Source organism: Mycoplasmopsis verecunda, from assembly GCF_033546915.1.
GTDB classification, from domain to species: Bacteria; Bacillota_I; Bacilli_A; order Mycoplasmatales; family Metamycoplasmataceae; genus Mycoplasmopsis; species Mycoplasmopsis verecunda.
Genome location: NZ_CP137850.1, coordinates 306031 through 331219 on the forward strand (window position 1 = coordinate 306031; position 25189 = coordinate 331219).

Here is a 25189-nt window from a genome sequence, read left to right on the forward strand (position 1 = left end):
TAATTTTTGTAAAATTTAATCAACATTAATTTCAATAAGGAAATTAGACATTTAGTGGAGAATCAATATTTTAATTACTAGTTAAATTATGCTTTGACATACTACCTACCTTACTTGCTTATAATGTATGATTTTTATATGGAACAAAACGAAAAACAACAAAAAGTTAATGCTCTTATGCAAGAGATAAAATTAAAAAGATTACAAGCTTTAAAATTGACTAAAGTTAATAACTTTATCTTAATTCCTGCTCTTATATTTTCTGCTTTATAAATAGTCATAATGTTATTTAGTTTTATGGCAATGCTTATACCAGCTAATGGTAATATTTTAGCTTTTCAAACTGGAATGTGGCAGCACGATATGTGATATGATAACCTAGGTACAACTACCTTTTGATTTATAATCACAGTTATTGTTTGCTCTACTTACTCAGTTGCTATATATTTCATACTAAAACAATTTAGGAAAATAAAACTAAAATCAATGACTTAGAAAACGAACGAAAGGAACTTCTTGCCTCTATCAACATTCTTATGTAGGGTGTTGTTATTTTTCAACTGTAATTTTATATGCTTTTATAAACTCGTCTCTAATAGTAGTATTTTGTGGTGTTAAGAATATTTGTTATTACTTCAATATGTTTTTTGTGTTAATATTTTTCGAATTTTCTCAATATAATTTTATTTATTCTAGTTTGCCTAAATATTACAAATAGATAATATAATTTGTATATGAAAGATGAAAAGAATTGATTTAAGACTCGCCCACTATTAGGGTTATTAGTAACTCTTTTAGGTACAGGAGCTATTATTGGTGGAGTTTTTGCTATAACATACTACACCGATAATGATAGAAAAGAACGGAAAGGCAAGTTGCATGATACCGAATCATTGGTTGCAAAATATGAGAGATTAGAAGCAAACTTAAATAATTTAAAAGATGTTTTTGATAAACTCAAATATAAATACTACTCTAATGTGGTTGGTGAAAAATTAAATGATATAGAGCAATTTATTAAAGAAACTAAAAAAGACTTAATAAAAAATAAGCCTCTAGAATCCGATAGCGAGTATTGAGAAAAAGTGGATCAATATGAAAATGATTATGATGAATTAGAGGAGCTTTTTGTTAAGGTATATATTCCTAACATGAATATATATGAATCATTTTTAGAAAAAATACAATCTTTTAGTAAATGAATACAAAATAATCCATTTGCTCAGCAAAAATTTAGTAATTTAAATCATGTTAAACAAATAATAAGTATCTATAACAATTGATACAATACTGATTACGAGACAAATTCAAATAATTATGACAATTCCAAATGATTAGTAGATAATATTATTCAAATATTTAAAAATAATTTACAAGATAATAATGCGATATTTAGTAATATCAAACTCATTTTTGAAGAATCATATAATATAAAATATTTATCTAATTGAAGTTTACTTCAAGAGCAATTTAAAGATAAATATTTACATATAATGGAAAATTTAGAAAATTTTTCTAATCAAGCTCCAACCAATTTTGAAGAATCATTAAATACTGTTTTAGATCAAATTTCTAATTATATTACTGAGTACAATGTATATTCAAATGAAATTCCAAGAGTAGATAAATATACATCTGAATATAAAAGAAAAATTTCATCCTTGAAATATTTTCTTAATTTTCAACCTTTTATTAATGAATATCAAACCAGTTTACAAAATAATAAAAACTTACTCGAACCTTTAAATACAAATGCTGATTTTAAAACAATTAAGCAGCAATTTGATGAATTTGCATCTTTTATCAATCCGATCTTACAAAAAGGATATTTATTATTAGGGTTTCAAAAAGCTGAATATGAACCATTCAAACAAGCTACAAGTGAATTTAAATCATATTTAGCTAGTAATGTAACTCAATATTCATGAGTTTTTGATTGGGTATATGATGAATTTAATCAAGTAAAAATTCAATATGATAAACAATATGTTGAAAATAAAACTAATATACAAGAATTAAACAAAATATTAAATTCATATAAAAATCAATTAATTAATTTACAAAATAGAACAAATAAAATAATTGAAGATATAAAAAATATAGGAAATCCAAATAAACCTAGAAAAGAAGAACCTAGAAAAGAAGAACCTAGAAAAGAAGAACCTAGAAAAGAAGAACCTAGAAAAGAAGAACCTAGAAAGAAGAACCTAGAAAGAAGAACCTAGAAAAGAAGAACCTAGAAAGAAGAACCTAGAAAAGAAGAACCTAGAAAAGAAGAACCTAGAAAAGAAGAACCTAGAAAGAAGAACCTAGAAAAGAAGAACCTAGAAAAGAAGAACCTAGAAAGAAGAACCTAGAAAAGAAGAACCTAGAAAAGAAGAACCTAGAAAAGAAGAACCTAGAAAAGAAGAACCTAGAAAAGAAGAACCTAGAAAAGAAGAACCTAGAAAAGAAGAACCTAGAAAAGAAGAACCTAGAAAAGAAGAACCTAGAAAGAAGAACCTAGAAAAGAAGAACCTAGAAAAGAAGAACCTAGAAAAGAAGAACCTAGAAAAGAAGAACCTAGAAAAGAAGAACCTAGAAAAGAAGAACCTAGAAAAGAAGACCTAGAAAAGAAGAACCTAGAAAAGAAGAACCTAGAAAAGAAGAACCTAGAAAAGAAGAACCTAGAAAAGAAGAACCTAGAAAAGAAGAACCTAGAAAAGAAGAACCTAGAAAAGAAGAACCAACTAAAGTAGAAGAGCCAACTAAAGTAGAAGAGCCAACTAAAGTAGAAGAGCCAACTAAAGTAGAAGAGCAACTGAAGTAGAAGAGCCAACTAAAGTAGAAGAGCCAACTAAAGTAGAAGAGCCGACTAAAATGGAAGAGCCAACTAAAGTAGAAGAGCCAACTAAAGTAGAAGAGCCAACTAAAGTAGAAGAGCCAACTAAAGTAGAAGAGCCAACTAAAGTAGAAGAGCCAACTAAAGTAGAAGAGCCAACTAAAGTGGAAGAGCCAACTAAAGTAGAAGAGCCAACTAAAGTAGAAGAGCCAACTAAAGTAGAAGAGCCAACTAAAGTAGAAGAGCCACTCGAGTAGAAGAGCCAACTAAGTAGAAGAGCCAACTGAAGTAGAAGAGCCAACTAAAGTAGAAGAGCCAACTAAAGTAGAAGAGCCAACTAAAGTAGAAGAGCCAACTAAAGTAGAAGAGCCAACTAAAGTAGAAGAGCCAACTAAAGTAGAAGAGCCAACTAAAGTAGAAGAGCCAACTAAAGTAGAAGAGCCAACTAAAGTAGAAGAGCCAACTAAAGTAGAAGAGCCAACTAAAGTAGAAGAGCCAACTAAAGTAGAAGATAACAATAATAAAGTCTTAACTACAGAAGAAATAAATAAATATTATGAACAACATCCATCATTAAAAAGATTTACATTAGATAATACTCATAATAAAGCTTATGATAAGAATGCTGATTATTTAAATTCAATATTATCAAGAACATTTACTTTAATATGAAGTTTTTCTGATGGAACTAGTACAGCCGGAACTCTTTGATTATTCGATTACCACAAGGAATCTGATACTAAATATAAATTATTCTTTGCGACAAATTATCATGTCGCCATTGAAATGTATCATGATAATGATTATGGATTTAATAAACAACCAAATAGAAACAAAAAAGTTATAGAAGTTAGATTAGGAACATTAAGTGATAGATATGATTTAAATAATACTTCTAATCCTAAATTTACTTATAAGGTATTAGATAAAGATATGTGACCTAGAAATTTATTTTTAGCACATAATTTTATGGATGATTCTGTTTCAAATTTATACAACGGTAGATACTACACAGAATTTGCAATAATGGAATTTGATTTTGACATAGCACAATTTAATAAATTACCTGCTATTGATCCTAATTTACCATTATCTGAAAGAAAAATCAAAATAGTTGAAAATAGACGTATAAGAGATGAAAATCGCTATTTAACTAAAAAATTAAATACTGCTATAGTTTCATTAGATACTTCTATAGCAAGGTTTGCTTCAGGCTCTTATCCAATGCAAACTAATTCACTACCATATGCAACAATGGATTATGGTTCAGTTAATTGATATGTCAATAATGTATTAACAAGAGATGAAGATGGTAACTTTATTCCGCCTAATACAATAAATAAAATTAATAAAGTTAGTGAAGATATAACTTCATATTTTGGTGATGTTAAATTACAACAATGACCACAATGAGATTATTTTGCTGGATATCCTTTTATAGTCGCAAATGCTAAAAATAGATTGCTATACAATGTCGATAAATCTTTATTAAATTCAACTGATCAAGTAATTCCAAAAGTAAGTCAAAACTTTTGACGAACATTGGTAGATTATAATGGACAACCAATTGCTAGTCATGGTGTGCAATTTAATGAAGAAGAAAAAAGCAAATTCTATGGGTTAGCTTATGAAAATCTTGCACCATATGATATTGTTGGGGGTGCATCGGGTTCACTAGTAGTTAATGAATCTAATTTACCAATTGGATTATTATTTGGTAAAGATAGAACTCAAAATGTTTTAAATAATGATGATAAATGAATTACTACTTATCGTTCATTAAATGTTGCTTTTAGTCTAAATGCACCATTTTGATCTAATAATATAAACGCTTATGTACAACCATATAATTTAATTGATGGTAGAAATAAAAAGAAATTTCCACATCAAATCAATTCATATAAAGAAACTTTAGATAAAATATATGGCAATAACTATCAAACCGCTATATTTAAAGACAATCATGAATAATATAAATTTATGAAACAAGTAGATTTTATATGGTTATAAGCGCTATAACATCACTTATTCTATTAAAGAATAAAGAATTTCGAAAGTATTGAATGCAATCATATGAAAGTAAGGAATATTTTACAAATAATAGCTTAAAAGTTCAAGAATCATATTTTATTAGAGCACATAGAAAATTAAATTTTAATAAATGAATATCTATTAGTCTATTAATTTATAGCTTTACTATATTAATTGTAGCTATAGTCCTTTATAATCTAGCCGATCCAGAAGGAAGACTTATTTCGAATATTTCTCCAATCATTATTTTTAGTATAGGAGGAATTGCTATTAACTTATTGTTTTTTCATCATTTCAATGGTATTGATAAAACATTTAAGAATTGAGCAGAATTTAATTCAACATTATCTGATGATTTATTAATTGAAAAAACAATTGATTTTTCACAGAAAAACAAAGTATCACAATTAAATTTATCTACAAAACGTAATCTTTTCATTGTGGGTAATAAATATGATTTAGAAAGATGTGAAAATAAATTAACTAACATTAAAGTCTATAGAGCTGATAAACAATGGTTTCGAAGTAAAAAGTTATCTAAAGTAAAAGATAAACAAGAATATTTATATTCATTAATGATTTTAAATTATGACAAAACATTTGTTAATAATGAAAAGTGTAATATTAATATGTTTATCAATGAATATAGAGAATATTTCTTGAGCATAAAAACATATTATTAAGATATTAAGTATAAATTAAAAAGCTGTCAATCCACCTAATCGTGAGCTAACAGCTTTTTTTTAGTTCCTTGTATAATAAAATTGCAAATCTAAAGGAAGGAACTAACTTAATTATAATGTTAATAGATTTGAAGTATAACAAAAAAGAGTATTTTGCATAAAAATTGAGGAAAAAGTATATCAAACGGTTATATCAAAAACTCAAAGAGAAGCATATTATCATTTTGCAATAATGGATTCACTAAATGATAACGAAATAAACAAAATCCATAAGGACATAAACAAACTCAGAGAGCAAAATATAACTCATTTCAACATCGAAAAGCTAGCTATTATGTTTAAAAATTTCGCAACACATGAAACACTGAATGATATTTCAAAAACAATGAACGTATCAGCTAAAGTTCTCAAGCAAAATTTAAAACTAGCTATGTGAGATTACACAGCAGAAGACTCATACAAATTTTGCAGTAATTGTAAAAATAGACTAACAACAATTTTTAAAGTTTCACATCGTGAATGAGTTCAGCTCAAAATGCAAAATGTTCAAAATCCAGTTCAACAAATTCATGAAAACACAATTTCAAAATGAGATGATATTGTTCGCTTCTGAAGGTTTTGAAGTAAACAACACAGAATCGTTAAGAGAAAATTATCTAAAGGTATTTTACTTTCAGATAATGAAAAGAAATTTGAACCACTAATATCAGTAACGACATTCTTGGATTACTATAAAGAACAATTGAAGGATAAAAATGCTTTTATACCTACGCCACAAGCTTTTTTATTACTTTATGAATTAAGAATATTTAAAGATGTTGATTTCTCTATTTTTATTTTGAAATCAAAAGAGGTATTTCAAAATCTAATTGAGATAAACTACGTGGCAAGGAAAAGCCTAAAGGAGTGCAATCTAAGAAAAATTAACTTTGGTATTTATATTCATCTCGCACCATTAACAATTAGAAACAGAGAAGAATTTGGACATTATGAAATGGACACAGTAATTCTTAATTTAAGAGCTAAATATTGCATTCTTACCTTGCTAGAAAGAAAGACAAGAATGTTATTTGGGATATTAACTCGGCGAGATGCAGATTCAATAAAAGAATCACTTCTTAAATTGATTAATCATCACAATTTAACCATTTTATCTCTAACCATAGACAATGGTTCGGAAAATGTGAAGTTAAATGAAATAAGAGAAATTCCTGTTATTTACAAGTGCGATACATATTCATCATGACAAAAGGAAGCATAGAAAATGCTCATAAAAAATCAGAAACTTTCTACCAAAAGGCAAGTTTCCGAGATATGTTAATTTTGAATATATTTCACAAATGTTCAACGCAATAAATGATCAATATCGTGATTTTATTGATGATAAAACAGGCAGAATAATCAGGTTAAAAACTTCTAAATATTTCAACAGTTTCGTCTAAATAACAAAGAATTTTAAGCTCAGGCTTTATTTTTCTTCACGCTTTTGGAACATTTTTGTAAAATTTATACAGCAATATTGAGGAACTACTCAATTTACCACTTAGGTGGACTTTCAACTTTTTAATTAATATTAAGATATTAAGTAGCAATCATATTAAATTATAATAAGTATTATTTCTAGATTTAAACAAATCCAATTGCTGGCTAATTAGTAATAATTAGTCAGTATTTATTGCTAAAAATCAGTTATAAAATATAGTAATTTTTAACTATATGAATTTTAAAATAATATAAAATTTAGGTAATATTTTAAATAAGGAGATATTATGTTTGAAAACATAAAAAATAATAATGTTAATCAAAAAGATATGTGTGATTTAGCTGGAATTATTGATGCGTTCGGTGGTTTTGATAACATTTTAGCTTTTAATAATTCAGTTTCTCAATTAAGATATGATGTTAAAGATTTATCTCTAGTTGATGTGGAACAATTAAAAAAATTAGGAGCTAGCGAAGTGAAAGTGTTTGATGGTGCAAAACATGTTCAAGCAACATTCCCATGTGCTGAAGAATTAAATGGTTTTGTTAAATCAAACAAAGAAGAATTAAAACCTTTATGTAATTCTGTGGAAAATAATAATGATGCAAATTGTGGTTGTGATTCAAAACAAAACAAAAATCAAGAATGTGCTTCAGAAATAGAAATACTAGCACCAGTATCAGGGAAAGTATTCCCTCTAAGCGAATTAAATGATGGTGTATTTTCTGAAGGATTAGTTGGAAATGGTTTTGGAATTAGACTTGAAAACAAAACACAAGCTCAAGTAATTGCTCCATTTGATGGAAAAATAACAATGATGCCAGCAAATAAATCACAATTTATTTTATCTAACTCAACACTAGAAATTGAAGCTGTAATCGTTTTAGGTAAAGATAGCTATAAGTTAGATGGAATTGGTTTTGAATCATTTGTTAAATTAAATGATTCGGTAAAAGCAGGTGATAAATTATTTGAATTAGACTTAAATAGATTCAATAATGAAAATATTAATAAAGATGTATTATTCGTACTAACACAAGATTCAAAATTACAAAAAATTACAAATTTAAAATCAGAAGCTAGAGTTAATGATATATTATTCACATTAAAATAATTAAATTAAAAGACTAACATTTGTTAGTCTTACTGAAATGCAATCTCCATTGCAACATAAAGAATTCCTAGGGATTAAAATAATCTCTAGATTTTTTTATATAAAAACTAGGTTTAAATAACCGAGACCCTCTAATATTTCTTGTTCTTAAAGAACTTGTTTTTCTTGTAATTTGATTCACGTTGTCTTTTAGTTTTTATGAAGAATTTTTCATCATCTGGTATTGGTGTTCATTGTTCTTTATAATAATTTCAATTATAGAATAATTCATCTGCACTCATTCAATCAAATATTTCTCTTGGCATAGAATTAATTTTGTCTTGAGTTTCTTTAATTTCATCGTCAGATACTAAATTAAAATTTTTACCTTTCTTGTAAAATCTTCTAACAATATCATTAAAGTTTTCTATACTTCCTTTTTGAAATGAAGCATAAGGATCAGCTTTGTAGACATAAATTTTAAGTCTATATGCAAGATAAAAAAGAGTTCTAAATTCAAATCCATTATCAGCTGTTACACTTTTAACATTTAATCGATATTTCCTTATCAAGTTTCATAAAGCTTCTGCTATTTTCCATGGATTTTTACCTTGGAATTTTGTTATTATTCCATATCTTGTTAATCTCTCTTGAAATATTAATAAGTCATAATTATCAGCACCAGATTTACCAACTATTAAATCTACTTCTCAATGTCCAAATGTATTTCTTTGATTAATCTCTGCTGGTCTGGATCAAAACGGTCTTACTCATCTAGCACCAACTAGTGTATCAACAACAGTTTTTGATCTTTTGCCACCTGGTTTATAATACATTCTTAATCTTTCTTTTTTCTTAATAACTCATTGATTAGAATTTATTCAATTAAATACAGTTCTCAATGATGGAATTTTGATGTCATAATTCATTTTCACAAATGTATATGTTGGCTTGACACCAAAAGTTTTCTTATCGTATTTAGAAACAAAAATACTTGAGAATTCCTGATATTGATTGATTTGATTTAATAGCTTAAAATGATTTTTTCATTCATTTCTAATATCTGATTTATTTTGAGCTGAAAATGCATTATATCCCCAAAAATCAGAGTTATTTGTAATTTCTCTATACAATGAACTTTTATTAATTTTAAGAATTTTAGATATCTCTATAACTGAGAAATTTTGACTTAATAATAGCTCGATTTGAACTCGTAATTTGAATGTGATTCTTGTATAATTTATTCGAAATCCTTCCCGAGGGTTTTCAGTGGAGCACAAAAAAAACAGTACTCCACTTTTATTATACTTTAATAAAAGTGTTGCACTGCAGATTGCAATTCAGCAAGACTAACATTTGTTAGTCTTTTTTATTCGCTAAATCATCGAATTTAACTACAGCAAATCGATCTTTATTTGACATATCTTTGTAAATTTTAATATTATAAGTTTTTGATAATTCATCTCAATATTTCTTATGAAATGGATTAATTTCGAAAAATAATGTTCCATTTACCTTTAAATATTTTGGTGCATGCTTAATAATTGCATCATAAAAATAAAATCCATCTTCTGGTGCATATAATGCATGCAGTGGTTCATAATTAATTACTGAATCAGCTAAATGTTCGCTTTCTTGTATATATGGTGGATTTGAAACAATAACATCAAATTTTTGATTAATATTTTGAAATAAATCACTTTGAATAATATTGATATAAACATTATTTTCTTTAGCATTAATATTACATTGATTAATAGCTTCTAAATCAATATCACTAGCTGTGATATTTCAAGTTTTATTTTCATGTTTTAAAGCAATAGCTATAAAACCTGAACCTGTACACATGTCTAGAACATCAATATTATTAGCATCTTTATAATATTGTTCAACTAATAAGATTAATTCTTCTGTTTCATATCTGGGGATTAAAACTTTATGTTGTAAATAAATTCTAACATTATGCATATCAACATATCCCATGATTTTTTGTACCGGCATTCCCTGCTTTAGTTGTTGTAATTCAAAAGAAGATATAGTTTGAGGTAAACCATATCTTCTTTTTTCAAGCAATAAATCTTCTTTAGTAGGCATTAAATTCCTGCTTCAGCAATTTTTTCATTTTGTTCTTCAGCAAGCAATGCATCAATAATTGAATTAAGTTTTCCTTCCATAACGGGTAGTAAACTTGTTGAATAAGAAATTCTATGATCTGTAACTCTATCTTGTGGGTAATTGTAAGTTCTAATTTTTTCGCTTCTAGCACCTGAACCAGCTAATTTACGGTAGCCTGATTCTTCGGCTTGTTTCTTTTGAAGTTCAATATCATAAAGTTTTGATTTAAGCACACGGAATGCAATATCTTTGTTTTGAATTTGATTTTTACCTTCTTGACATGTAACAACAATTCCAGTTGGTAAGTGTGTTAATCTAACAGCTGAATCTGTGGTGTTAACTGATTGTCCACCATTACCACTTGAACGATATACATCTACCCTAACATCTTCTGATTTAATTTCGATATTAATATCATCATCAATTTCAGGCATAACTGTTACTGTAGCTGTTGATGTATGGACTCTACCTTTAGTTTCGGTTACAGGTATTCTTTGCACTCTGTGTACACCTGATTCAAATTTTAATTTAGAATAAGGTTTATCCCCTTTAACTGAAAATACTACTAAGGTAAATCCACCAGCTTCAGCTGCTGAACTTTCAAGTAATGTTAATTTCATATCATTTTGTGAGGCTCATTTAGAATACATTCTAAATAAATCACCTGCAAAAATATTTGCTTCATCCCCTCCAGCTGCTCCACGGATTTCAACAATAACGTCTTTATCATCGTTTTCATCTTTAGGAAGAATAAGAATTTTTAATTCATCACTTAACTTAGACATTTTCTCTTCAGCTTCAGAAATTTCCATTTTAGCTAATGAAACAATTTCTTCATCATCTTCTTTTAACATTTCTTTAGCATTTTTTAAATTTGATTCAGCATCTAGATATTGTTCAAAAGCAAGCACAATATCTTTAATTGAGTTAATTTCCTTATTTATTTTTGTGTACTTTTTAATGTCAGAAATAACTTCAGGATCTTGAAGTTGTTTTTCTAATTCATCATACTTTTGCTTAATTTGCTTTAAAGAGTTATACATAGTTGTTTCCATAATTGTATATTTTAACATATAGCTCTATTTTTTGCATTGTTTTTTAGAGCTAAACAGTAGAATTTTAGCTATTTATTTTCTTTAATGGACTTGCATAAATTATCATTTAATATATTGTATATGGAATTAGTTTTATAGACATACCAATTAAATTACTTTAGTAAATTAATGTATTAAATATCTTGCATTATACCTAATTACTGTTAAGTAATATATTAAGGAAATTTTATATAAAATATAATAAAATATTTAATATAGTAATTCAAAAATAAGGATGTTAAATGAAAAGAAAAAAACTGTTTATTTTACATGCTACAATACTACCTACTACATTTGCATTAAGTACAATATTATCACTAAATCCAAATGTTAATTATGAAGTAACGGTTAATAACACTGACATTTGAAAAGATTTGAATAATAATTATATGGACAGTAAATGGCAAGTGGATTATGATAGACTTGTAGCTCCATATCAATTTAATCAATGAATGAAAGGTGTAAACGATAATAAAACATTATTTGAAATGTCTCTGCCTGGAACCCATGATTCTGGAGCTCAAGAAGGATATGGATTTATTTGATCTTTCGGATGAAGAATTGCGAGAACTCAAGCTATGACAATTCCACAGCAGCTTAATGCTGGGATTAGAGCATTTGATATTCGTTCAAACCAAGACTTAAGATTACAACATGGGCCAGCAAATTTAAATACAAATTTTTATCAAGTTTTAGCTCAAAGTGTAGAGTTTCTAAAGCAAAATCCATCAGAATTCATCTTTATGAGAATAAAAGATGAAGATTTTAGTCCATCTAAAAATCAATCCGATGCAGAAACAGCAGCGAAAAATTATTTAGGTGCTTTAAGTGATCCGAATATTTATCCATATTTATTCAATCCAACAGGAAAGCAATACGAACAGTTAAAACATGAAGATTTTAAACTTAAAAATCTAAGAGGAAAAATAATAATTGCTAATTTTTGACACCATATTGTTCAAGAAGCAATGGATAAATATAGCAACAAATATACCGCAAATACTTGAAGTGGTGGTTTTGATTATGATGATGTTTTTTCTCGTCGCTATACTGTTCAAGATAATTACGATGTAACTAAAAAAGAAAAAGAAAAATATGTAAAAGATTTTTTCGAAACAGTTAATAACGATCGTTTCAACAATACACTGTTATATGCTAATTTCTTTTCAATAGCTAAAGATGGATATCCTTATCAAACTGCAAGAGAATTAAATCCTAAATTCCATAGATTTATTAATGAAAATCAGCAATACAAAAAACTTGGAATCATTTTTATGGATTTCCCAGCTCCCGGTATTATTCAATCTATCTTTAAAACAAATTATTATCTAACTGATGATCAATTAAAAAAGAATTATTTATTAAAATGAAATAATAAATTAGTTACCACAACCCCAATTGTTAATGATAATAAAGTATCAATCATAGGAGATACTCTAAAAGATTACATATTTGAAATTAGTGAAAATAACAAGTTAATTAAAACTATCCAAGTACCTAATGATGCAAAATCTTTTGTTATTGATTTAGGAGATGATTATTATTTTAATTTAAATGATAATATCGAAATAAAAGCATATCGCAATACCCCCCCAACAGCTTTTTATGAATCAAAAAAATATAATGAATTTACTTTAAATAATAAAGTAATAAATAGTGCTCATAACGAAAGATATTTAGCTTTACTTGAAAAGATTAAGCAATATCAGCAAAAAGTTTCATTCCTTAATAATGAAAATCTAAATAATTACTTGAAAACAAATTATTTAGATAAGACATTATCATACATTAGACCAAATAGCACTAATGAAAAAATATTAGTTAACTTATCTCAACAATTTGATTCCGAGTCTTTAAAAATTGATAACTTAATTGATAAAGTTAATAATCTAATTTCTGCAGTAAACGATCATATTAATGTAAATAATAGTACTTTAAGTCTATTATTAAGTAGTGATCTAATTAACGGCTTCAAAAATATAGTAACCAACATTCAACATATATTAAATTCATACATTAATAATTCAGGTGTGAATTACTTATCTATTGAGAAATATATTAATAATTATTTAAGTTTTATTAATAATATCGTAAAAAACATAAAAGATTTTCTAGATAAGATTAATCCTTATGTATTAGTATTTAATGAAAATCTAAAATGAAATAACTATGGATTACAAAAATGAAATAATCAAATTGATAGCATCAAAACATTGTTACTACAACAAGCTGAAGAATATACAAGTGAAATAACTAATAAGTTGTTAGCTTCAATAATTGAAAATAATCGAAAAATCGAATCATTAAATACTAATGTAATAACTCTTAAAGGTAATATAGATACATTAAATTCACTACTTGAAAGCAAAAAAATAACTCAAAATCGATTAGAGTTATTTAAAGATAGTATTAAATCCGAAATGGAAGAACCTAAGGTATTAGATGTTTCAATTAAATCTATTGATACTTATTTAACTAATATAATTGTTGCAAAACTTGTCATTGAAAAATATGATGATTTTGCAAAAGAGTTCTTATTTAAGGAAAATCCAAATAAATCAAAAGAAAAATATAGTAATTTAATTAATTCATTAGATTCTTCTATTAAAAATCTAGATAATCCTATTAATCCTGATTATTTAATTACTACTTTACGCGAGTTACAAGTATTATCAAGTTATATTCAAGGAAATTATAAACAAGCTATTATTGTTAAAATAAATAATTTAGCACTATTTCATTCTCAAAAAGTAGCATTTGAAACACATGTGCAAAATTCAAATAATGAAAAAGAAGCAGATGACATATTACATATAGCAAATAATATTGCTGAATTAAACCCATTACAATTAATGGTTATTGAATCTGATTCAAACATTAATAGCAATATCAAACAATTAATTTCTAATATTAAATCAATAATTGATTATGAAGATTTTAAAAATAAATTAGAAATTATTTTAAGTCTAGTATCAAGAAATAATCAATTATTAGAAATATCAAACAAAATTGGAGATATCAACAAATACAGACTAGCTGGTGTTATTAATAATGAAACTGCAAATCAATATCAAGCAATTGATCATAATATTCAAACTGTTTTGAACAGTTCGATAGATTTAGAACAATATGAAAACGCTATTACTCAAGCAAATGAACTTAAAAATAAATTAGATACTTTACTTTCTAATAGATTTGCTCAATTATCTACAGATATTGAAAATGAGACAATGCTTTATTTGTTCCAAAAGAAACAACTAGAAAAGGAATTAAAAGAAATAACAACCACAAATGTCAATAATTGGATAAATGATACATTAGATAAATTAATAACATTTATTGATAAATATAATGAAATTATTGATAGCAATCCAGTGCAAAGTGACAAAGATTCACTAGTTAATTTATCAGAGCAACAAAAAAACATTGTATTTAATGAATTAAATGGTTCTGAAACTAAAGATGATTATTCACAATTATTAAACAAATTTAAAATATTTAATCAAGAGTTAGGTAACATTAAAGCACAATTTAATGACTTAGAGCAAATAGAAAAAGATAAGGAATATGCTATTAATTATTTCAAGAATTCAAATAGCAAAGTTTTATTAAATACATATAAAAAAGAATTAAATAATTTATTAATTAATTCAATCAATATCAGTGATATAAGTAATGGTCTTAATAAACACCAAAACACATTAGAACTTATGAAGCAAACTTATATTAACGATTTAAATATTGAAAAAGATAATTTATTTAATTTGATTTCTGAACTAAATACATATATTGAACAGGAATTAAATAGTGATCAATACTCATCATTTAAAAATAGATTAAATCAATTAATTTTACATAACCAGGTATCTAATGAAAATGATATTTTACAATATCAAAATGCTATAAAAAGCATTAGAGAATCATTCGAACTAGTAAAAGATGACGTAGTTTTATTTAATTTAGCAAATTCATTAAAAAATAAATTACAAACAACGATAAATAATTTAAATGATTCAGTAATAAAATCTGGTTATTTAATTAAAAATGAATTTACTACCTCTTTAAATAATTTAATGACAGATTTATCAAAAGATAATATAACTCAAGACACAATTGAAAATGTAAACAAGCAATATGGTGATATTTCTAACCAAATAAAGACATTTAAAAATAATATTGATTTATATAACAACACTGACTCTTATATCAATAAGTTTTTAAACACTATTAAAGAAGATAATAATTCAGAAAGCAATATTGATTTTATGAATCAACTTAATACATTATTAGTTGAATTAAATGGTTATAAGCAAACATATAATGATATTGCAACATTAAATCACGAAAAAGTTGAATATTTTAAAAATAGAGCTGATGCTATTTATAATGAATTTTTAAAGAAAAAAGGTTTAATTCAAGCATTAAATGAATCTAAAACAAAGTTACTTGAAAAAATAAATAATTTAAAGCAAACCATTTCACAAAATAATGAAATATCTAATAAATATTTAGATAAGTTAAATGATATTAATAAGAAAATAAATAATGCTGTTTCGATATCAGAATTAGATCTGATTAATGATGAAATAAAGAGAACGGAACAAAATATTTCAAATGATTTAACTTACTTAAATAAATTAAATGAAACAATTGAATTAATCAAAACTTATGCATCTAAAAGCGAAGAATTTAGTAATTCTATTTATGAAAATGTAAAAGAAAATTATGATAATTATATTGCTCTAATTGCTCAAAAAATTTATGAAGCAAATTGAGATAAGAATGTTTTTGACTCAATACCAAGTCAATTAGAAGAAGCTTTTGATAAAGCATTAAAACAAAAACAACAAATTGATAAACTTGAAAACGATAAAGCTTCTTTGATTAACAAAATTCAAAAAGATATTCAGATAATTGATGCACAAAATGATACTGATTTAAGTAAGAAATTAAAAGAACAATATACTGATTTAAGTACAAATGTTATTAAAACAAATAATAATAGTCAATTATCACAGCATGTTAATCAATATGGATTGTTAAGCAAACAATTAGAAGACAACATTAAATATTTAAATGAATTTAAAGAGTTATTAAAAGATTTTGATACATATTTATACAAATCATCTGAATTTAATTCAGAAAAATTAAATATGCTAAAGAATTCTTATATCAACAATATTACAGAGTTAAAAAAATCACTTATTAAAGATTTTAATAAGTCTACATTATTAAAAATAAAGAAAAAACTCGATGATATTTATAAGAATGCTATTGAGCAAAAAGAAATTATTTTAGCTAAAGAGGAACCTGCTAAAGAGGAACCTGCTAAAGAGGAACCTGCTAAAGAGGAACCTGCTAAAGAGGAACCTGCTGAAGAGGAACCTGCTAAAGAGGAACCTGCTAAGAGGAACCTGCTAAAGAGGAACCTGCTAAGAGGAACCTGCTAAAGAGGAACCTGCTAAGAGGAACCTGCTAAAGAGGAACCTGCTAAAGAGGAACCTGCTAAAGAGGAACCTGCTAAAGAGGAACCTGCTAAAGAGGAACCTGCTAAAGAGGAACCTGCTAAAGAGGAACCTGCTAAGAGGAACCTGCTAAAGAGGAACCTGCTAAGAGGAACCTGCTAAAGAGGAACCTGCTAAAGAGGAACCTGCTAAAGAGGAACCTGCTAAAGAGGAACCTGCTAAAGAGGAACCTGCTAAGAGGAACCTGCTAAAGAGGAACCTGCTAAAGAGGAACCTGCTAAAGAGGAACCTGCTAAAGAGGAACCTGCTAAGAGGAACCTGCTAAAGAGGAACCTGCTAAAGAGGAACCTGCTAAAGAGGAACCTGCTAAGAGGAACCTGCTAAAGAGGAACCTGCTAAAGAGGAACCTGCTAAAGAGGAACCTGCTAAAGAGGAACCTGCTACTGAATTAATTGAAGATAATATTAATGATAGTAACTCAAATAAAAAATGATTATGAATTCTAATGATAATACCAACATTAGGAACAGTATATTTAATCTACTGTTTAATTTCTAAATTTAAAAGAAATAAACTTTAATTAATTAGTATTTAAATATTGATTAATGTTATTAATCTATATATGATTTATTAATAAATACAATGATATAGATTGCTTCCACAAAATGTGGAAGTTTTTCATATCGGAACATTATATGCTTAATTTATAAATAAAAAAATATAATTAATAATATAAGCAAATTAATTTAAGGAACATAATTCAATATGAAAAAAATAAAAGCCATCATTTTACCCTTATCAAGTTTATCTATTTTAACATTACCAGTAATAGCAGCTTCTTGTGGTAATGAAGGGAATAAGAGTGATTTAGAAGTAAAACCAACCCCGCCAGTAGAAAATCCAGTAGAAAATCCAGTAGAAAATCCAGTAGAAAATCCAGTAGAAAATCCAGTAGAAAATCCAGTAGAAAATCCAGTAGAAAATCCAGTAGAAAATCCAGTAGAAAATCCAGTAGAAAATAGTAATAAAATAACTCTTATTAAAGAAAATAAAGCAATTCTTACAAGTATTAGAGTTGATTTAGAAGATATTGAAAAAGAAGAAGTTTCTGAAGAAAAATTTTATATTGATAATCTTGAAAAAGAATTGAATCAAGATGAGATTGAAAATAATGAAAGTCAAAATATTGAATTCTTAAGAGAAAAACATAAGAAATTTAAAAACTTCAAAGAAAGAGTTGAAAAATATAAACATAATATTAAAAAGTTCAAAAGAAATCGTGCTTTAATACACACTATTAGAGAACTATTAAATTCTAATGGTTCAATTAAAAATTCAATTATTAGTAAGAAACTAAGCACAATTTCTATAGAAGCTACAAAATTATATGAACTAAATAAATTAAGAAAAGATAACAAAATTACTGATACAAGTATTTTAAATAATCTTGAAATATCATTAGATACCATAATCAAACAGCTCAAAGGTTTAAAAACTGAATTTATACAAATTAATAAAAATGCTATTAAATTAATAAGAGATAAGTACAGTGAAATAGATAATCTAAATATGCTTGATACTAATGATTATTTATATAATATTGATCAAGAGTTAATTCCAATAGATGAAGCTAACGTACAGACTGCTAAATTAATTCAATTAGATGAAGTAAATACTAAAATTGAAGCTTTATTAAATAAAATATCTACTTATGCTACTGAAATTCTAAATAAATACAATGCATATATTTCTGAAGAAATATTAAAAGATCTAGATGATGAAAAAACATTAGATATTTACAAAAATATTGTTAAAGCTATTTTATCTAGCTATCAAATAGAAGAATATACAGATGAAATGACAGATATTTTTGAGTTAGATTTATCTGCACAACCATCGTCATCTAAAATATTTATTAAGATAAACAACAAAAATAACTTTTTAGCTACATATAATAGTGAAACATATGATTTATTCATAAATAAAGAAAGATCTACTAAAAATTCAAGAAATAGAGTTTTAACAGGTACATTTAGTCCTAAAAACGGAATATTTACTATTTTTGCTTATGATAAAAAATCTGATAAAGATGTTTTACAAAAGGTTGATTTATCATCATATAAATATGAAAATATTCAAGATAAAGAACCAGAAGTAGTTGATAAACTGGGTAACGAAAAGCAACAAGACAAACCTAATAAACCAAGTAAACCAGGAAAACCTAGTGCAGGTAGTGAAAAAACGTTCGTTAAACCAAACGAAATAGAAGCTCCTAATATTAATTTTGCTAATAATGAGTATGTAATTAAGTCAAATATTAAAACAGTATATGTTAGACCACCATTTGGTGCTCAATTCCATTTAAATATTGATAATAATGCAAATATTACTACAGTATTTTCTCATTTAGACTCGCCGGGCGCAAGAAAAACTGTTACAGGTGAACAAATAGTATCACCAAAAGACTTCCCTATTGTACAGAAAAAAATTGGTAATCAAGAATTATCCGAATTCTTAGCAATTCCAAATATGATGAATAAATTTAAGGAATTATCTGAAGACAATGCATTCTTAATTTATGGTGGTGATACTAATATAGAAACTGAAAACTTCTATTTACAAGATGCATTCAAATCTGCTTATAAACCTGTTATAAGCAATTTAGAAGATAAAAGATATTTAACATCAATTGGAACAACTAATCCATATGTTAATCCATATGATAAAATGTTTTTCAAGAACCAAAATATGGATGCACTAAAAGGATTAACACAAGCTACTAATCCTGAAATTCAATTTAAAATAGATATCTTAAGAGCATTTAATGATGGCATTTTAAAAGAATCAGATAAGCAATTAGTTGGTTGGCCATCTTCTGAAACAATACCATGAGCAATCAGAAATAGAGTTAGTGATCATGCCCCAGTATTCTTTGATGTCGAAGTAAACAATGATAAGTTTAAATCAAATCCAGCAATTACAAATTATGCTAAAGGAAATAAATCATTAAGAGTCGCTCATTGAAATATTCTAAATTATGGAACTAAAGGTGGAATTAAAGAAACTAATGAATTTAAAGTAGTTTCAATCGCAAAAATTATAAAAGCTGGTGGATTTGATATAGTTGGATTAACAGAAATTAATGATGGAAATGCTCAACAAGTTCAATATATTTTAGATGAATTAAATAGAGATAATCAAAAAGGTACAAAATGAAAAATGATTTTACAAACTCAAGAACAATCTAATTGAGATCCGAAGAAATATCCACAAATTGCTAATCAAAAAGAACAAGTTGCAATTATTTATGATTCATCAATATTAACTCAAAAAGCATTTAAAAACGGTAAAATGACACATTCTTACAGAGACCAAATTCCTGCTGTCAAAGAAAGAATAAAAATAAAAGGCAAAAAGAATTAAAAATATTTCACATGCATTTAGCATGTGTTTTATTCAAAAATAAACTAATAAAAGTTTAGATACTTAAATCCAAAATAATATAATTTATCCACATATAAGGAGTATAAAATATGAAAATTTGAATTAAACATGCAACAGTTGTAACAATGGATGATAGTGAAAGAATTTTATACAATGCTAATGTTTACATTATTGATAAACACATTAGTGCTGTTTCAACTGATATTGATCACAATTTTATTGCAGACCAAATAATAGATGCAAGACAAAATGTAATAATGCCTGGATTAATTAACACTCATTCACATATACCTATGGTATTACTTCGTAATCATGCTAATGATGTAAATTTGGAAGATTGGCTATATAAACATATTTTTCCAGTAGAAACAAAATTAAGTGCTAAAGATATTTATCATGGTACTAGATTAGGAATTTTAGAAATGATTTCGACTGGAACAACAACATTTGTTGATATGTATTTCCATGTTGAAGAAATAGCTAAAGCAACTAAAGAATTAAAAATGCGTGCTTATTTAGGAATTGGTATAACTAAAGATTCTTTAGAAAGAAATTTAAGTCAAACTAAAGAATTATTTAATTACTATAAAAATGATGATTTAATTAATATCATCGTTGCACCGCATGCAGTTTACACTAATGATGAAAGTGATTTAATTCAAGCAGGTAAATTAGCTAAAGAATTAGGATCGTTAGAAACAATACATCTAAATGAATCGTGAAATGAAGTAAATAATTCTATGGAAAAATATAACACTACACCATTACTAGAAGCTTATAAAACTGGTAATTTAACATCAAAAACTATTGTAGCTCATGCAGTACATTTAAATGATGAAGAAATTAAATTAATACAAGAAGTTGGATGTTCACTAGCTCATAATCCTTGTTCTAATTTAAAGCTTTCTTCAGGAATTATGGAAGTACATAAATTACTAAGCAAAGGTATTAATGTTACTTTAGGAACTGATGGAGCGGCTTCAAATAATAATTTAGATATGTTTGAAGAAATGAAATTTGCTTCATTATTACAAAAAGGTGTATTTGGACAACCTGATATGCTAAATGCATGAGATACTTTGAAAATGGCTACAGTAAATGGAGCCAAAGCTTTACATAGAGAAAATGAATTAGGTAAAATTAAAGCAGGATATTTAGCGGATTTAATTATGGTTAATTTAAATAACTTAAATCATACCCCAAGAGCTAATATTATTGATTCCTTAGTATATTCAACATCTGGTTCTGATGTTATGATGACAATGATAAATGGTGAAATTTTATACCAATATCATGAATTTAAATTAGCTGATAAACAAAGTGTTATAAATATGGCTAATTACATATATAATAAAATAACAAATAAGGAATAACATCATATGATGTTTTTTCTTAAAAATTTTTCATTAATGCAAATAATTAATATATACTATTGCGGTATAAAGATTACAAAATAGATATGAGGTTTATTTATGAGTAAAAAGAATTTAATAATCGTTGAGTCACCTAATAAAGTAGGTACCATCCAAAAATATGTTGGCTCAGATTATGAAGTTATAGCTAGTGTTGGTCATATTTTAAAAATGAAAACCACTGGGCAATATGGTTTTGGAATTGATATGGAAACTTGAGAACCAGAATATGTTGCAGATCCAAGCAAGAAAAATGTTATAGCACAGTTAAAAACTGCTGTTAAAAATGCTGATAAGATTTTTATTGCAACTGACCCTGACCGTGAAGGAGAGGCTATTGGAGCTCATTTGGTTTATTATCTAAAGGTACAAGATAGATATTCTCGTATTAAATATAATGAAATTACTAAAGAAGCAATTTTAAAATCTTTAACTAAGCCACAAGAACTAGATTTTAGTTTAATTGATGCTCAAAAAGCTCGTAGAATGCTTGACAGAATCATTGGGTTTAGATTATCTAAATTAATGAGAACTAAATTAAAACAAGCGCCAGGAACTCCAACAGCAGGTCGTGTACAAAGTATTGCTCTAAAATTAATTGTTGACAGAGAAAATGAAATTAGAGCCTTTGTGCCCGAAAAATATGCAACTCTAGGAGCTAAGCTTAAAAATAATGAAGTATTAGCATATTATTTTAACGATAATATAACAGGTGATAGAAAAGATTGAATTCTTGAAAATCAATTAGATGATTTTAAAAAATACTTTGCTACAGCTAAAAATGAATTAGTAGTAAGTAATATTAAAACTAGCGAACGTAAAATGCAAGCTATGCAACCATTTAAACAAGCTGTCATTTATCGTCGTTCGCCATTATCATCTCAATCTACTCAATATGTATTGCAAAAATTATATGAAGGATTTGGAGATGGTGGGCTAATTTCATACCCAAGAACTGATTCTACCCGTTTATCACAAGATTTTATTAATAAAGCACATGCTTACATTGAAAATAAATGAGGAAAAGATTATGTAGCATCTGAAATCAAAGGATTTAGCGGTGATCAAGATGCCCATGAAGCAATTAGACCTACTGATGTAGAATTAACTCCTGAACACGCTAAAGCTCTTTACAATTTATCTGAATCAGAATATAAAATTTATAAAATGATTTACGATAATACATTACAAGCTTTAATTAAACAACCTGTTAGAGAAATTACAGCATACACATACCAAAATGGTGATTATACTTTTAGAAATTCATATTCAAGAATTAAATTCGATGGATACTATGTTGTAACTGGAAAAGAACTTGAAGAACAAAACCCTGGTTACAAAATAAATGAAATAGTACCTGTTGAAGAATTTATCTTCCAAGATCATGAAACTAAACCTACACCAAGATATAATGATGGTTCTTTAATTGAAGCATTAGATAATATCAAAGTAGGTCGTCCTTCAACATTTGCTTCAACCGTAAAAATTGTTAAAGATAGAAATTTTGCAGTTAAAGAAAGTGGAGCTTTAGTTCCAACTGAATTTGGCGAAATATTACTTAAGAACCTTATTAAAGCATTCCCTAATATTATAAATGAAGATTACACAGCTAAAGTTGAATTAGAACTTGATTCAATTGCTGAAGATCAATTATCAAAAAATGAAGTTATGCAATCATTCTGAGATAAATTTGAAGTTGAATATGCTCAAGCGGATGAAAAAATTGATACTTATAAATTTGAATTAAAAGAATTTCCAGAACCATGTCCAGAAGATGGTGGAATATTGGTGCAAAGATATAATAAGAAAAATCAACCATTTGTAGCATGTAAAAATTTCCCTAAATGTAAGTATACAGCAAGCTTACCAGAGGAAAGTTCGGATGATGTCGAAGAAGAATTAAAAGATGTGTTTGTTCCTACACCTGAAGGTGATTAATCCAATGAGCTAGTATAGCTCATTTTTTTGTAAAAAAATTGTCCCTATAATAGGGACAATGCATTAATGATGATTGTTTCAATGATAGTGTTTTCGTGTGTGTTTGTGTGAATATATTTTTTTAGCATTTTTTTGCGGTTTAGGATTATACATTTGTGATCTAAATAAGGTTTTTGTTCTTATCTTAGGTGAAATGTTATATTGATATCATTTCTTAAGTAAGAATCCAAATCCTACAAAAGCTAAATAGGATACTAAAGCTACAGTATTTTTTATGCCTCATGAATCACTGATTACTCAAGGAGTATAAAATAACATTAATAAGAAAAATATAGCTATCATAGTAACGATATATACAATTTTTTCTAGTCAAGGTATTTTCGGAATTCGCTTTTTCTTTTCTAAAGCAAAAGCCATATTTAATGTGATTATATCCTCGATAAATAATGCTGTTGTAGTTCCAATAATTGTTCCATCAAAGAATTCCTTACTTCCTTGTTCATCCATAAAAGAAGGAATGATTCATAGAACAACCATCGAAACTAGAATTACAACAGTTGAAAATACAATAGCATTTTTAAATTCACCATTTTTATTTCTTTTAGCAAGTGATTTTGGAAAATATGTATCTTCAGCAAGTGGAACAACTCTTCTAGCAGTTGTAACACTCTGGAACAATTTAAAGCTTAAGTCATTAGATAAAAATCCAATGATAAATAATATGACTCCTGATAGTCCTAATGAATAAGAATAAATGGTTGACAAATTAGCACTATTTACTAATAGTATTTTTAGTTCTTCAGGTAAAAATAAAAAGAATGTAAAAAATATTAAATAGAATGTAAATATACATGCAAATGAAATTAGTAAAATTTTTCTAAAATTTTTAAACTTTACATCCTTTACCATTGAAGATACATCTTCAATTCCTGAGAAAGCGTACATGAAGAGTAATGTATTAGAAATAATTAATTTGGGTTGAATAGTATTAAATTTAGGATCTTTATCAATATTAAGATGTGGTAAAGTTCCATTTTGTGCTATAGCAATTATCATTAAAATAATAGCTAAAACTAGGATAAATCATTTTCCTAGTGATGAAAGAGCTATTATTTTTTTATTAGTTTTTAACCCAATAGTAGATAAAGCAACTATTCCGATGAAAAACAAAATAGAAACCACACGAGTAATTCATATAATTAAAGTACGATATTCGTAATCGTGTGGAATAACTATTTCAACTGCATCAGCTAAAAATAATGGAGCAATAGCTGCTAATAATGGAGATTGGATGAATTGATTTCAACCAACGAAAAAGACTAAATTATCTAATCATTTATTTTTTGACCTAATTGCACGATTATTTGCAACATCATCATCTAAATGACGTGCGAATGAATAAGAACCGCCATAATGGTCGTTATAGGTGTTAGCTAGTCTTGAATAAACTAAAGCTACACCAAATACACAGAACCCAGCTAATAATAAAACTAGGTATCCTCAATATGAGATTTGTAAAACAGTTGAAACTGTAGTAATAAAGCCAACACCTATAACAAAGTTAATTGTAAAAAATGTAAAACTTTTTTCAGTAAACTGCTTTTGCATAG

Annotated in this window: 17 protein-coding genes; 11 read left to right on the forward strand and 6 right to left on the reverse strand. The window is 26.6% G+C overall.

Features of this window, described 5'->3' with window-relative positions; genetic code table 4:
- Positions 1-138: 138 nt before the first annotated feature.
- The 3 genes from SAM46_RS01370 (at position 139) to SAM46_RS01380 (ending at position 3078) form a co-directional block, all read left to right on the forward strand.
- Positions 139-273, forward strand: coding sequence for a hypothetical protein (locus tag SAM46_RS01370; RefSeq protein ID WP_272936860.1), 135 nt, complete (start codon positions 139-141; stop codon positions 271-273).
- Positions 274-734: 461 nt separating this feature from the next.
- On the forward strand, positions 735-2225 hold the full coding sequence (locus tag SAM46_RS01375) for a hypothetical protein (protein ID WP_318635621.1): 1491 nt from the start codon (positions 735-737) through the stop codon (positions 2223-2225).
- 634 nt (positions 2226-2859) lie between these two features.
- Entirely contained in the window at positions 2860-3078 is a 219-nt protein-coding gene (locus SAM46_RS01380; protein WP_318635622.1) for a hypothetical protein, read from the forward strand.
- Between the two features lie 9 nt (positions 3079-3087).
- Here the strand turns inward: SAM46_RS01380 and SAM46_RS01385 are convergent, their stop codons facing one another.
- Positions 3088-3339: a hypothetical protein gene (locus SAM46_RS01385; RefSeq protein ID WP_318635623.1), complete on the reverse strand. Its 252-nt coding sequence runs from the start codon at positions 3337-3339 to the stop codon at positions 3088-3090.
- Positions 3340-3532: 193 nt separating this feature from the next.
- Here SAM46_RS01385 and SAM46_RS01390 point away from each other — a divergent pair, with 193 nt between their 5' ends.
- From SAM46_RS01390 to SAM46_RS01405, 4 genes are all read left to right on the forward strand, one after another.
- A complete protein-coding gene (locus SAM46_RS01390; protein WP_318635643.1) occupies positions 3533-4792 on the forward strand; it encodes an MIP family Ig-specific serine endopeptidase in 1260 nt (419 codons plus the stop codon).
- A gap of 29 nt (positions 4793-4821) precedes the next feature.
- The gene (locus SAM46_RS01395) at positions 4822-5535 is read left to right on the forward strand and encodes an MAG0920 family protein (protein ID WP_078747390.1); all 714 of its coding nucleotides are present in this window, start codon (positions 4822-4824) and stop codon (positions 5533-5535) included.
- 232 nt (positions 5536-5767) lie between these two features.
- Complete coding sequence (locus SAM46_RS01400; RefSeq protein ID WP_318635624.1) at positions 5768-6796, forward strand: IS30 family transposase; 1029 nt, start codon at positions 5768-5770, stop codon at positions 6794-6796.
- Positions 6797-7304: 508 nt separating this feature from the next.
- Entirely contained in the window at positions 7305-8132 is an 828-nt protein-coding gene (locus tag SAM46_RS01405; protein ID WP_078747396.1) for a PTS glucose transporter subunit IIA, read from the forward strand.
- A gap of 131 nt (positions 8133-8263) precedes the next feature.
- Here SAM46_RS01405 and SAM46_RS01410 read toward each other — a convergent pair whose 3' ends face one another.
- From SAM46_RS01410 to prfA, 3 genes are all read right to left on the reverse strand, one after another.
- Complete coding sequence (locus SAM46_RS01410) at positions 8264-9355, reverse strand: IS30 family transposase (protein ID WP_404824654.1); 1092 nt, start codon at positions 9353-9355, stop codon at positions 8264-8266.
- Positions 9356-9470: 115 nt separating this feature from the next.
- Positions 9471-10205, reverse strand: coding sequence for a peptide chain release factor N(5)-glutamine methyltransferase (prmC, locus tag SAM46_RS01415; protein WP_078747353.1), 735 nt, complete (start codon positions 10203-10205; stop codon positions 9471-9473).
- Entirely contained in the window at positions 10205-11281 is a 1077-nt protein-coding gene (gene prfA / locus SAM46_RS01420) for a peptide chain release factor 1 (RefSeq protein ID WP_078747354.1), read from the reverse strand. Before prfA ends, prmC begins: the two co-directional genes overlap by 1 nt.
- A gap of 281 nt (positions 11282-11562) precedes the next feature.
- Between prfA and SAM46_RS01425 the strand changes: the two genes are divergently transcribed.
- Positions 11563-16770, forward strand: a complete 5208-nt coding sequence (locus tag SAM46_RS01425; protein WP_318635626.1) for a hypothetical protein — start codon at positions 11563-11565, stop codon at positions 16768-16770.
- 11 nt (positions 16771-16781) lie between these two features.
- Here the strand turns inward: SAM46_RS01425 and SAM46_RS03670 are convergent, their stop codons facing one another.
- Positions 16782-16904: a pentapeptide repeat-containing protein gene (locus tag SAM46_RS03670; RefSeq protein ID WP_404824655.1), complete on the reverse strand. Its 123-nt coding sequence runs from the start codon at positions 16902-16904 to the stop codon at positions 16782-16784.
- A gap of 646 nt (positions 16905-17550) precedes the next feature.
- Here SAM46_RS03670 and SAM46_RS01430 point away from each other — a divergent pair.
- The 3 genes from SAM46_RS01430 (at position 17551) to topA (ending at position 23579) form a co-directional block, all read left to right on the forward strand.
- Entirely contained in the window at positions 17551-20208 is a 2658-nt protein-coding gene (locus tag SAM46_RS01430; protein WP_318635627.1) for a hypothetical protein, read from the forward strand.
- Positions 20209-20318: 110 nt separating this feature from the next.
- Entirely contained in the window at positions 20319-21602 is a 1284-nt protein-coding gene (locus tag SAM46_RS01435; protein ID WP_078747116.1) for an amidohydrolase family protein, read from the forward strand.
- A gap of 99 nt (positions 21603-21701) precedes the next feature.
- A complete protein-coding gene (gene topA, locus SAM46_RS01440; RefSeq protein WP_078747117.1) occupies positions 21702-23579 on the forward strand; it encodes a type I DNA topoisomerase in 1878 nt (625 codons plus the stop codon).
- A gap of 63 nt (positions 23580-23642) precedes the next feature.
- Here the strand turns inward: topA and SAM46_RS01445 are convergent, their stop codons facing one another.
- The gene (locus SAM46_RS01445; protein WP_078747118.1) at positions 23643-25187 is read right to left on the reverse strand and encodes an amino acid permease; all 1545 of its coding nucleotides are present in this window, start codon (positions 25185-25187) and stop codon (positions 23643-23645) included.
- Positions 25188-25189: the final 2 nt, after the last annotated feature.